Annotated in this window: 10 protein-coding genes; 7 read left to right on the top strand and 3 right to left on the bottom strand. The window is 65.4% G+C overall.

Going from position 1 to position 12489, the window contains the following annotated elements; translation table 11 throughout:
• Positions 1-19 precede the first annotated feature (19 nt).
• Complete coding sequence (locus H6718_34330; protein ID MCB9590538.1) at positions 20-970, bottom strand: FHA domain-containing protein; 951 nt, start codon at positions 968-970, stop codon at positions 20-22.
• A 184-nt stretch (positions 971-1154) separates the two neighbouring features.
• On the opposite strand from H6718_34330, the gene H6718_34325 reads away from it, so the two are divergent.
• The 6 genes from H6718_34325 (at position 1155) to H6718_34300 (ending at position 9891) form a co-directional block, all read left to right on the top strand.
• Positions 1155-1898, top strand: a complete 744-nt coding sequence (locus H6718_34325) for an alpha/beta fold hydrolase (protein MCB9590537.1) — start codon at positions 1155-1157, stop codon at positions 1896-1898.
• Positions 1895-3439 carry a Ppx/GppA family phosphatase gene (locus H6718_34320; GenBank protein MCB9590536.1) on the top strand — a complete coding sequence of 515 codons (1545 nt, stop codon included), beginning with the start codon at positions 1895-1897 and terminating at the stop codon, positions 3437-3439. Before H6718_34325 ends, H6718_34320 begins: the two co-directional genes overlap by 4 nt.
• Positions 3440-3669: 230 nt before the next feature.
• Positions 3670-6099: an ATP-binding domain-containing protein gene (locus H6718_34315; protein ID MCB9590535.1), complete on the top strand. Its 2430-nt coding sequence runs from the start codon at positions 3670-3672 to the stop codon at positions 6097-6099.
• 14 nt (positions 6100-6113) lie between these two features.
• Complete coding sequence (locus H6718_34310; GenBank protein MCB9590534.1) at positions 6114-7178, top strand: ChaN family lipoprotein; 1065 nt, start codon at positions 6114-6116, stop codon at positions 7176-7178.
• Between the two features lie 35 nt (positions 7179-7213).
• Positions 7214-8494 (top strand): NupC/NupG family nucleoside CNT transporter, encoded by a 1281-nt coding sequence (locus H6718_34305; GenBank protein ID MCB9590533.1) that lies wholly within the window; start codon positions 7214-7216, stop codon positions 8492-8494.
• 68 nt (positions 8495-8562) lie between these two features.
• Positions 8563-9891 carry a DUF4147 domain-containing protein gene (locus H6718_34300; GenBank protein MCB9590532.1) on the top strand — a complete coding sequence of 443 codons (1329 nt, stop codon included), beginning with the start codon at positions 8563-8565 and terminating at the stop codon, positions 9889-9891.
• A gap of 2 nt (positions 9892-9893) precedes the next feature.
• Here H6718_34300 and H6718_34295 read toward each other — a convergent pair whose 3' ends face one another.
• Together H6718_34295 and H6718_34290 are read right to left on the bottom strand one after the other, a co-directional pair.
• Positions 9894-10946, bottom strand: a complete 1053-nt coding sequence (locus H6718_34295; GenBank protein ID MCB9590531.1) for a hypothetical protein — start codon at positions 10944-10946, stop codon at positions 9894-9896.
• A 98-nt stretch (positions 10947-11044) separates the two neighbouring features.
• Complete coding sequence (locus H6718_34290; protein MCB9590530.1) at positions 11045-11971, bottom strand: LysR family transcriptional regulator; 927 nt, start codon at positions 11969-11971, stop codon at positions 11045-11047.
• 69 nt (positions 11972-12040) lie between these two features.
• On the opposite strand from H6718_34290, the gene H6718_34285 reads away from it, so the two are divergent.
• The gene (locus tag H6718_34285) at positions 12041-12454 is read left to right on the top strand and encodes an ester cyclase (GenBank protein MCB9590529.1); all 414 of its coding nucleotides are present in this window, start codon (positions 12041-12043) and stop codon (positions 12452-12454) included.
• The last annotated feature ends 35 nt before the right edge of the window (positions 12455-12489 follow it).

Genomic DNA, 12489 nt, shown 5'->3' with positions numbered 1-12489 from the left:
CTGCCTCGGGGATCAACGCCTAGACCACACTCACCAGCGTCGCGGGCCCGATCAAGAAGCGCGTTCCGCGCCCGCCGCGCGCCCGCTCAACCAGGCGTGAACCATCGACCCCAGCCTGAGTCAGCGTCTGGCGAGTGCGGTGGATCAAGGTGTTCAGCTGCACCCGAGTCGCGCCGTCACCGTGCCAAATCATCGGGATCAGCTGGGCGTCGCTGACCCAATCGCCAGGCTTTGCTGGCGCTGGGGGCCGCAACAGCGACGCGATCAGGTCACAGCGCCTATCCGCGAGGAACACGCGGTACTCATCGTCGAGGCAGATCCGCAGGAGCCCACCGTTCGGCAGAAACTCGAGGTCGACGCTGACTGGAAAGTGATCCGCGTCGCCCGACGTGCTGGCGATCCCCTTGCCGTCCCTCAGCAAGCGCAAGCGTGTTCCGCCGTAGGAAATCTCATCGCGGTCATCCATCGAGATGAGTTCATCTTCGACGACGCTGCGACCGTTGATCTCGATGGCCGCCGTGGCTTGCCCCACCAAGCCGCGATCGACGGTGGTCAGCACCAGGGCTCCAGGGGGCCAGCCGGAGACGTTGAGCTGATCCTTCGCGCCACCACCGATGCTGAAGATCGGTCCCAGCACCCGGTAGCGCTGGGAATCGGTCTCGAGCAACCAGGGCCCCGGGGAGCTGCTCGCTGGCTCGATCTCGACGGAGAAGCGCGCGCCAGGCAGCTCGAGTACGTCGCCATCCTGGAGCCAGGCTTCGATCTGGACCGGCCGCTCGTTGACCTGAACTCCGTGGCGCCCAAGGCAGAAGATCTGCGTCCCCTGCTTTCCGTGGGTCACCAGCGCGTGGCGACGACTCGCGAAGGGAGACGACAGCACGATGCTGCAGGTCGAATCGCGCCCCAACATCACCCCAGCCGCGGACAGCTGGATGCGGACACCGTGGCGGTCCTTCAGCCACGCGGTCATCGCCCGCAACCTTTACGTTGCGGAACGCTGCACCCTGGCTCACGGCGGGAGCTGCTCATCGGATCGATCTCCCTCTAGTCATAGGGCCATTCGAGGGCAGTTGTCGACATTCCAAGTCGCGAACTGCCCGGAGGCGCCGCCTTGCCTCAGCGCGCGTCCCGGATTTCGGGTATGCCTTGCAGCCATGGAGCTGACTAGCTTCGGTGGACTTGGCGTCCGACTGAGCGCGTTGCGCCCCGGGGAAACTCCTCGCGGGCTCGTGGTGTTGATGCATGGCTTCGGAGCGAGCGGGTCCGATCTGGTGCCTCTCGGGCGGCAGATCCCGACGCCCCCAGGAGTCCGCTACGCGTTCCCCGAAGCCCCACTCGTGCTCGATCCACTATTCGACGCGCGAGCCTGGTGGCCGATCGACGTCGTAGCTCTAGAACGCGCGATGGCCCGCGGCGAGCATCGCGACCGCACCCAGGAAGAACCCCCAGAGCTCGCCGCCGTGAGCACGCAGCTCGAGCGCTGCCTGAACGAGATGCAAGAAGCGCTCGGGATGCAGGGGCTACCCCTGGTGCTGGGCGGCTTCAGCCAAGGGTCGATGCTCGCGTGCGATGTTGCCGCACGGAATAATATCGCGCTGCGCGGGCTGTGGGTGATGAGCGGAACCTTGCTGGCGGAGCCCCGTTGGCGAGCTGGCTTCGCCAAGCGAGGTAGCGAGCGACCGCCCATGCGCGTCCTGCAGAGCCATGGTCGCCACGACCCGCTGCTGTCCTTTGAGCACGCGGAGCGTTTGAAGGCGCTCTTCGAGGCCGCGTCACTGCCCCTCGAGTGGCTCCCATTCAACGGCCAGCACGAGCTACCCCAGTCGCTGCTCGGCGCCGCTGGCCAGTTCCTGGACGCAGTCTTCTCGGGCGACGGATCGGATGGGGGTGAGGGATGAAACTCGCGGCAATCGACATCGGTTCCAACTCGATTCACATGGTGGTGGCCGAGACCACCGGCCGCGAGAGCTTCGAGGTGATCGACCGCGAAAAGGACATGGTCAAGCTCGGGGCCGGCGCTTTTCGCGACCATCGCCTCACCCCTCGAGCATTCGACGCCGGTCTGGAGGTGCTGGGCCGCTACCGCAAGCTGGCGGACCGCCTCGGCGCCGACGAGATCCTCGCGGTAGCAACGGAGGCGATCCGCGATACGGAAAATGGCGGCGAGTTCCTCTCCCGCGTTGGGGTCGAGACAGGCATCGAGCCCCGGGTGATCTCCGGACGCGAAGAGGCGCGGCTGATCTATCTGGCGGTGCGCCATGCGCTGGAGTTCGGCAACGACAAGATCCTCGAGATCGACATCGGTGGTGGCAGCGTCGAGTTGATCGTCGGCGACACGCGGCACCTGCTCCTGAGCGAGAGCGTGAAGCTCGGCGTTCAGCGACTTCGGGATCTCTTCGGTGAACAACCCCTTGGCAAGGGACGCCGCAAGCAGCTCGAAGACCACGTGAAGCGCGTCGCCGGTCCAGCCATCAAACACGCCAAGGCGCTGGGGTTCAGCCGCGTGGTGGGGACGTCGGGCACGATTCGCGCCTTGGGCGACGCCGCCCATCGCCTGGCAGGCAAGCAGGCCTGGCGCTCCGTGAACGCGGAGGTCGCCGACCTGAAGGACCTGCGTCGCCTCTCGGAACGCCTGGTCGCCGCTCCCCAAGCCGAGCGCAGCGACCTGAAGGGCGTCGATCGGGAGCGCAGCGATACCATCCATCTAGGCTCGGTTCTGCTGTGCGAGCTACTCGAGCTGGCCAACGCCGACAGCATCACTCTCTGCGAGGCCTCCCTGCGCGAGGGCGTGATCCTGGAGTTTTTAGGGCGCAAGACGGATGGTAGCGCACTGCTCTCGATCCCTGACGTGCGGCCTCGAGCGACTCTACAGCTCGCCCGCAAGTACGGCATGGGTGGGCCCCGGGAGCGCCACGTATCGAAGCTCGCGCTGCAGATCTTCGATCAGACGGTACTCTTTCACGAGCTGGGCTCCCGTGAGCGGGAGATCTTGGAGTACTCTGCCTTCCTCTTTTCCGTAGGGCAATATATCGGCTTTCGGAACTACCAAGCCCACTCAGACTACATCATCTCGAACTCGGGGATCCGCGGGTTCAACGACGAAGAGGTCGAGCTGATCAGCCTGGTGGTGCTCTTTCATCGCAAGAGCGAGCCATCCAAGAAGCATCCCCGAGTCAAAGCCCTGGACAAGCCAACCAGGCGCGCGTTGAAGGTGCTGAGCGCGATCTTGCGCATCAGCGTCGGTCTCGATCGCTCGAACAGCCAGTCCGTCAACAACGTCCGCTGTGAGGCCCACGATGGCGTGCTGCGACTGCGGGTGAGCGGTGAGGACGACCTCGAGCTCGCGATCTGGGGCGGGCAACGCCGCAGCGAGCCCCTCGGCAAAGCGCTAGACCTGGACGTCGAAGTCCTCCGCGCCGAGCGCTCCGACGAGGACTGAGCCCGAGAAACCGCCCACTGGCTAGTTCCCGATCCAGCGCTGGCGAGTGCGCGAAATCCGCTGACTTTTCACGGAGTTGGCGGGTCGAAAAAAGCCCCCCCCGCACGGTGCGACGCCCAGCAAAAGATGCTAGGTGGGGCGATTGCTTGATTTTGGTACCCGCGACCCCAAGTCGCCCCCCAAGAGCCAGCGAGCCAATGCCCCAGATGACTAGCGACTCCGCGAAAAGAATGCCCACCGAGGACCAAGAACTACACACCATCGTCGCGGAGGAACGCGATTGCTTGGAGCGCGTAGTCGACCACCTCCGGCAGAAGACCCAAGCCAAGCCGGTGGCCCAGGAGATCGACTACGACTCTCAGCTGATCAGCTTGCGCGACCAAATCGCCAACGCCCGGCTCGAGGACGTGCCTCCGTTGGTCGAGCAGATGGAGCGCATCGCCACCCTCGCCTCGCGTCACCGCGTCAGCACCGAAGGCTGGGTGGACCCGACGTCGCCGTACTTCGGCCGCATGGTGCTCAACGAGGGGGAGCGCACCCGGGAGGTGTTGATTGGGCGCTCGACGTACCTCGACACCAAGAGCGGTGTGCGCATCGTCGACTGGCGTGATGCTCCAGTAAGCCGCCTATTCTACCGCTACGAAGAAGGCGAAGACTACGTCGAGGTATTCGGCGACCGAGAAGTGGAAGGCGACGTCCTCACGCGCCGGAGCCTTGCCATCAGCGAAGGTGTGCTTCGCCGCATCGTCTCTCCCCAGGGCACCTTCGTGCGCGCGCGCGAAGATGAGTGGCAGCGCGCCGGTTCGTCCACCCGCCTGCACGGCGGACAAGGCTCTGCGTTGCGCGCAGAGGACCACCACCGCCCGGGCAAGTTGGGTGTGCAAGGCGCCGACGGGCGTGAGGACAAGCACCTCAAGGAGATCACCGCGCTGATCGACCCCCGCCAGTTCGATCTCATCACCCGCCCCGACTCGGGCCTGGTGGTGATCCAAGGCGGCGCTGGCTCCGGTAAGACCACCATCGGCCTGCACCGGCTGGCGTATCTATCGTTCCAGGACAACCGACGTTTCCGTCCGGATAAAATGTTGATCGTCGTGTTCAACGACGCTCTGGCGCGCTACGTCGCTCGCGTCCTACCTGCGCTGGGCGTCTCGGGCGTCGCTGTGCGGACCTACGAGGAATGGGCGAGCAAGCTGCGTCTCTCCCACGTCCACGGGATGCCAAGGGCGTACACGGACGACACGCCAGCCAACGTGACGCGCCTGAAGAAGCACCCCTGCATGCTGGACGCGATCGACGACTACGTGAACCGCGTGGAACAGCGCATTCACGAACAGCTGGAAGCGGCGCTAGATGGCGCTCAGGACAGCGGTCGTGACGCCGTGCTCGGAGCCTACCGTCGCACCCCGACGGACCCTCGCCCCCTCTCCCACAAGATTCACGCCGCGCTGAACAAGGTCACCGAGCCCCGCACGAGGCTGCCCGCCGCGGTGCGTACCCGCACGGAAGCGATGCTCAATCGCTGCCGCGCCGAGGCGCGAGACGTCGCGACCGCTTGGGCTGAGATCCTCAGCGATCTGCCGAAGCTCTTGGAGGCATTCAAGGACGCGGGCGACTTGAGCCGCGCGGAAATTGAGCGCGCACACGCCTACTGCTCCCAGCGCGTCAACCTCGCCTTGGACGAGCTCGAGCGTCACCAGGAAGACGCCCAGCGCGCGGCGGACCAGCGTGAGTCCAGAGCTGGAGAAAAGCGCGGACCGCGACCCCAGAAGCGCGTCGAAGAGCCGCGTGAAGACGACGAGCCGTTCACCGCCATCGACGGCGGAGACGTTGAAGAGCATGCGAAGCTCGACCGCGAAGACGACACGTTGTTGCTCCGACTGGTGCAACGCATGCGGGGCCCGCTGATGCGCGGCAAGGGCAAGGAGGCGTTGGTCTACGAGCACGTACTCGTCGACGAAGCGCAGGACCTCAGCCCGGTGGAGCTTGCGGTGGTGATTGGCACCGTCAGCCGCGCCCAGAGCGTCACGCTCGCGGGCGACGTCGCGCAGCGCTTGCATATGGACAACGGCTTCACTGGCTGGGACAGCACGCTCTCCCGGCTCGGGCTGAATCACGTAGCCGTCGAGCCGCTCAAGCTCTCCTATCGCTCCACTGCGGAAATCATGGAGTTCTCGACCGCAGTCCTCGGACCGCTAGCATCGGACGATCCACCGGCGGCGACGCGCCATGGCGCCCCGGTGGAGCTGTTCCGGTTCGCTCACGCTGGGGACGCGGTGGGCTTCCTGAGCGAGGCGCTGCGTACCCTGATGGCCGAGGAGCCGAACTGCACCGTGTGCGTGATCGGCCGCTACCCAGAGCAAGCGGACATCTACTACGACGGCTTGAAGAAGGGCGAAGTGCCGTTCCTGCGCCGCATCGCCGCTCAAGACTTTCCGTTCCGTGCGGGCGTGGACGTCACCGACGTACGCCAGGTGAAGGGCCTCGAGTTCGACTACGTCGTGCTGCTCGACGTCAACGAGAGCTCCTACCCCGAGGACGATGAGGCCCGCCACCTGCTGCACATTGCGGCAACTCGCGCGGCGCACCAGCTGTGGGTCGTCGCTTCCGGGAAGCCGAGTCGCCTCCTGCCTGAGGAGTTGCGCGACCGGGGCTATTGAACGAAGCTCGCCGCATGCAGAAGCTCAAGGGCGCATTTGCGGCCACTCAGTGGCTCGTCGTGGCGTTCACCCTGGCGCTCAGCGCCTGTGGTCGCCCCGCCGCCAAGGCGCCAGGTGACGACGTCGCGCCCATCGATCACGAGGCGGCGGACTCGGACAAGCCGGTTTCGCCGCGCTTCACAGCGATCGAGCTGCCTGCCCCCCAGGAGTTCCACGGAGTGCGCGTCAAAGACGGCAGCGCGCTCAGCGTCGAGGAGCTGCTCACGGATATCACCACGGCAGACGTGTTATGCGTCGGTGAGCAGCATGACGACGTTCACCACCACTGGGCCCAGTACCTGGTGCTCAACCAGCTGATCGAGCGCCGCCAAATGAACGGCCGCGGCGTCGCCCTGGGCCTCGAAATGGTGAGCCGCCGCAAGCAGCCCGCGTTGAACCGCTGGTCGAGCGGCGAAGCGAAGCCGCGAGAAACCCTGGACGAGCTCCAGTGGAACCAGACTTGGGGCTACGACTTTGGCTACTACGCGCCGATGTGGTGGCTCGCGAAACAAAACCGCGTGGCAATTCTAGGACTCAACCTGGAACAAGAGATGAGCCGCAAGATCGCGCGCGTGGGCCTCAAAGGGTTGAGCCCCGAGGAGCGCGCTCGCCTGCCCCGGGACATGAACCTGCGAGATCGCGCTCACCGCGAGTACTTCGAGCAGGCCATGGCTCATCACCCGCCCCCCGTCTCCTCGCGGCGCAAGTACTACGAGGCGCAGGTCGCGTGGGATGAGACCATGGCGGAGACCGCCAACAAGTGGTTGGTGAAGCGCGCGCCGGCGAGTCAGCTCTTGATCCTGGCGGGGCTTGGGCACTGTCAAAACAGCGCCATCCCCGATCGCATTCGCCGCCGTAACCAGGAGGCCAAGGTGATCAGCATTCGTCCATGGCGCGAAGGCGACGAGCCCGGTCTCCCCAAGCTCCTGGAAGAAGGCCGCTTCGACTACGTCCTCGTGATGAGTCAGGAAGACAAGCCAGGTCGTCGGCGCGGTGGGCCGGGGCACGGCATGGGTGGTGACCGCGGGCGAAGGCGCTGATGCTCGCCGAGCTGATCCCGTCACACACTAGCCTCCTGCAACGGGGTCAATCCCTGCTCGGGCTCGCGGTCTTGATTGGCCTGGCGTGGCTGCTCTCCGAGAAACGCGGTCAGGTGCGCTGGCGCCCAGTGCTATGGGGCGTAGCGCTGCAGCTGCTCCTGGGCTTGATCGTGCTGAGTCCCGCGCTCCAAGGCTTCTTTTTCGCCACCATAGACAGCGGCGTGAAGCGGCTCTTGAGCTTCAGCGAGGCGGGCTCAAACTTCGTTTTCCAGAGCATCGAACCGCACCAGATCCTGGATCCCAGCGGAAAAGCCGTCACCTTCGTCGGGCGCATCTCTCCGCCGGTGAAGACCTTCGCCTTCTGGATCCTCCCGACGATCGTCTTCTTTTCCGCGTTGACATCGATCCTTTACCACCTGGGCATCATGCAGCGCGTGGTCTGGGGGATCGCCTGGGTGATGCAACGCACGATGAAGGCGAGCGGCGCCGAGGCGCTGAGCGCGGCGGCCAACATCTTCGTGGGGCAGACCGAGGCGCCGCTGTTCGTGAAGCCTTACATCGCGAAGATGACCCGCTCCGAGCTGAGCGTGGTGATGACCGGCGGTTTTGCGACGGTAGCTGGCGGCGTGATGGCCGCCTACGTGGGCTTCCTCCGGGATCTACCTGGCATCGCTGGGCACCTCGTCACGGCGTCGATCTTGAGCGCCCCCGCGGCGATCGCCGTCTCCAAGCTGATGGTCCCAGAGACCGAAGAACCCGAGACCTTGGAGAGCCTAGATCTCGCGGCGAAGAGCCCTCACTCGAACGTGCTCGAGGCCGCAGCCACCGGCGCCGCTGACGGTGCAAAGCTCGCGATCAACGTGGGTGCGATGCTGATCGCGTTCGTGGGTCTGGTGGCGATGGTGGATTTCGGCCTCTCGAACATCACGGTGGCGGGCGAGGTGTTGAGCCTGTCCCGCATCCTCGGTTGGCTGTTCTCGCCCTTCGCGTTCATCATGGGTGTCCCCTGGAATGAAGCGCCCGCCGTTGGACGTCTCCTCGGGGAAAAGCTAGTGCTCACGGAGTTTCTGGCTTACATCCACCTCGGAGATCTGGTGTCCAAATCTCCAGCGGTGCTGAGCGAGCGCTCCGCCGTGATCGCCTCGTACGCGCTCTGCGGCTTCGCCAACTTCGCGAGCATCGGAATCCAGCTCGGCGGCATCGGCGGCATCGCCCCAAAGCGCATGCCCGACTTGGCGAGCCTCGGTTTCAAGACCATGGTCGGTGGCAGTCTCGCGGCGTTCATGACCGCCTGCGTCGCCGGCGCGCTGCTCTAGCCATGCTGGGCCCCCAGCCGCCGCAGGGCCGCGTGCAGCCACAGGGCCCCGTGCGGCCACAGAGAAGCGTGCAGCTCTCGAACCGCGAGCAGCTACTCCGCGTCGCGGAGCCCTGGCGCTCCCGACGCCGGCTCGCGCTGGAGCTCGTCGAACGCACCCTCGCGTCCCTGGATCCATACGCGTCCACACTGGAGAGCCTGCAAACCGTGTTTCCACGCGGTGCGGCGACGGACAGCTGGGAGTTCGTCGTTTTCGCCCTGGGCAAGGCCGCAGGCCCCATGGCGCGAGCGGCGCTGGACTACCTCGAGCCGACCGCTGGCTACGTGCTTTCCCCAGCAGAAATCCCTGGGCTCGCTCCCCCTCCTGGGAGGCCGACGATTGTGCAACTCGTTGGCAGCCACCCTACCCCAAGCCCCGACGCCCCGGAGCAAGCACGCCGTGTCCTCTCAGCGCTGCGCGCCCTCGACTCCCGTCACCACCTGGTGTGCCTGATCTCCGGCGGCGGTTCGTCCCTGCTCGAGCTGCCGCGCGCGGGTGTCAGTCTGGAAGAGCTAAGCCAGACGAGCGAACGCCTGATGAACGCCGGCGCGGACATTCAGGCGCTGAACGTCGTGCGCCGCGCGCTCTCTCAGGTCAAAGGCGGCGGGCTGCTGCGCGCCTCGGGGACCCAGCGGGTCACCAACTTCATCCTCAGCGATGTGGTGCTTGGCCCGCTCTACGCCGTCGCCAGCGGCCCCACGCTCCCAGTGACCGAGCCTGCCCAGTCAGCGAGGCAAATCCTCGAGGATTTTGGGGTGAGGGATGCGCTTCCAAGCGCTGTCGTCGCCGCACTGGATCGCGCCGTTTCCGCGCCAAGCTCCTCTGCTACCGAGCCGCTCACCACACCGCCAACCTGGTTGGTCGCCGATAACGAGCGCGGTGTGCGGCTCTTGGTAGAGCACGCAGCCACCGTCGGCGTGAAGCTCCAGGTGCAGACGCAACCCCTCCAAGGCGACGCAGCCCAAACTGGCGCCGACCTGGCAGGCCGAATCTCCGCACGGCAATCCGTCTCAGGCATCGCGATGGGTGGGGAAACCACCGTGAGGCTCGACGTGACCGAGCCAGGTGCAGGCGGTCGCAACCAGGAGCTGATCCTCGGCGCCGCGAGGGCAGCGCTGCGCGACGGGGGCTTCAGCGGCACGCTCGTGAGCTTTGGCAGCGACGGCATCGACGGGCAGAGCCCCGCGGCGGGCGCGTTGCTAGATCAGGCGGTGCTCGCCACGCTGGACACGAGCCAGGTCGAGCAAGCGCTTGCTCGCCACGACAGCTACAGCCTGCTCGAGGACAAGGGCGCGGCGCTGATCAGCGGAGCAACCGGGACGAACGTCGCCGATCTGCTCTTCTGGCTACCCGAGTAGCGCTATTTGCCCTTGGGCCGGAAGCGGAGCAAGGACTTGATCCGCAGGGTAACGGATTGGCTGCGCTTGCCCATGGTGGTCTTCATGGAGATCTTCGAGCTGGTCTTCATGCGACCTTTCGGCACCGGGTTCTCGAGGTCGAAGTAGGTCTCCCCCTCGCCCTTCGAGGTCATCTTCACCAGCTCTGTCTTCGCGTTGGGCGGCAGGCCAGGCAGCTTGATCTCGCCCTTGGGTGCGATCTGACGCATCTCCACTTTGGCTCGACCGACGTTGCCGTCGAGGGACACCAGCTCATAAATCGCAATCTGGGTCAGGGGCAGGCCTTGCTGCACGACGGAGGTGTTGACCACCCACTTGGCGCCAACGCCGATTGCTTCCGCAGGGAGAGGAGCGCTCATCCCACCCAGGTTCGCCTGCAGCCCCTGGAGGATCTGGTTCATCTCCATGCTGTCGACCTTCGCTGCGTCGAAGGACAGTGCCTTCTGCACGCCTCGGTCGGAGACCTCGCTGACGCCGTGGAGCTTCGGCAGCTTGCCGAGCGCCGCCTCCAGCTGCTGCTGGACGGGCTTGGGGAGCTCCTTCGCGTTGCGGATCTTCGGCCGCAAGCCGATCAGATCCACCAGAAAGTCCCCGTCGCTCTGCTTTTCTTTCACCTTCAGCTTCGCGAGCATCTCGATCTTCGGGACGAAGTTCGCCTTTTGCTTCTTGCCGTCGGTCTCCACCTCGAGCTCGCTGCGGGTGGTGACGCGCACCACGCCTCCAGCGCCCACGGGATACTTGTAGCGCAGCTGTTTGCGAGGCTCAGCGCCCGCCTCGAGCAGCTTGATCTCGCCGTTCTTCATCTTGGGCAGCTTGTCCCAGACGCTGCCCTTGGCCTTGGAGGCGGCGGTGGCCGGCGCTGCACTGCCACCACTTACGCGAAACGCCGCAGGCGCCTTCTCCGTCGGTTCGGCGGCGTGAGCGGCACTTCCCACGCAAATCGCACCGCACACCAGCAAAGACAGGCCGAAGCCCCACCCGCGCAGCGTGCCTCGCTGCCCCAAATCACGTTTCACCCCCTTCCCCTACCGCGGCCAGCCGCTATTGGCCAGCTTCCCGGCGCTTCCGAGAGCGCTTGTGAATAAGCTCGAACGGCGCTGCGTCAGTCGAGGTTTCAGCACTCGAACGCACGCGCCAGGCGCTGCGCCAACCCTAACGCGTGTTGCACGCGCATCGAGGTCTCAGCACGCGACAGCGCGGTGAGCGACAGTCGCAGCTTGAGTCCCGAAAGTTCACGAAACACCACGCCCTTGCGCCCCACGCGGGTCATCGAACGACTCACGACGCTGAGCCCCATGCCCGACGCAATCAGCCCCAGCAGAGCTAGCTTGGTGTCAGTCTCCTGAACCACATCCAGCACCACGCCAGCTCTCCCGAGCGCGACGCTCGCAGCGTTGGCCCACGCTGGTTCCACCTCCGGCTTCACGAACACCGCTAGCTGACCGTCGAGCGCTCTCACGGGCACGCTTCTCCGCGCGGCAAGAGGGTGGCGACTCGGCAGAGCAACCACCAAGCGGTCGTGATGGAGCACGCTTTCGCTCAGCTGAGCGGCATCGGCTGTAGCGCCCGCCAAGACGGGCCCGCAGGCGAGCCCCAGCTCGATACGTTCGCTCTGCAGTGCCGCGACCTGTGCGGGGCTCCCAAGCTCCAAGAGCTCCAGGCTGAGCCCCGGGAGCTGCTTTTTGAGTTCTCGCAGCCAAACCGGGAGCAGCTCGTACGTCGCCGTGGGTGTGTAGCCAACGCGCAACACGCCGGCTTGCCCCGCGGCAACAGCCTGCAGTCGTTGTACGGTCTGTTCGGCCTCCTTGAGCCAGCGTCTCGCGGTCGGCAACAGGTAGGCGCCAGCGTCCGTTAGCTCCACGTGTCGGCGGTCGCGTTCGAAGAGCGGAGCACCGACGAGCTCCTCGAGCTTCTTGATCTGCATGCTGAGCGGGGGCTGACTGATGTGGAGCCTCCGCGCCGCGCGCCCAAAGTGCAGCTCTTCGGCCACCACGACGAACGCCCTCAGCAGGCGCTGATCCAGCGCTTCGACGTCTGTCATATCCGCACACTATCACAGACGTCGATTCAAGTATTGGACGCTATCAACAGCGAACCTCAGAGTCGCCCCATGTCCGACTCCAAGGTCCAAGTCATCAAGCGCTACTATGAGCAGTTGTTCAACGAAGGAGAACTCGAGCTGGTCGATGAGCTCCTGCATCCCGACTACGTGAATCACTCGCCCGGCTCGCCTGAACAGCCCCGCAACAGGGCGGCAGTGAAGGACGTGGTGCGGGAGCTACGCGATGCGTTTCCGGATCTGCACTACACCATCGAACAGCTGGTCGTCGGCGAAGACAGCGTCGCCGTGCGCACGACGCTGCGAGGCACACAGTGTGGCCCGTTCTACGGCAACCCGCCGAGCAAGCGCAGCGTCGAGGTGTCTCAGATCACCATCGAACGCTTCCTCGAGGGTCGCATCGTGGCGCACCACCGCCTAACCGACGAGCTTGCCTTGCTGCGTCAACTTGGGCTGATCGGGTAGCTCACAAGGCTGCGCTTCCAGGGAAAAAGCCGGTG

Source organism: Polyangiaceae bacterium, assembly GCA_020633205.1.
Taxonomy (GTDB): Bacteria; Myxococcota_A; Polyangia; order Polyangiales; family Polyangiaceae; genus JAHBVY01.
This window is presented reverse-complemented; position numbering and strand designations above follow the sequence as displayed.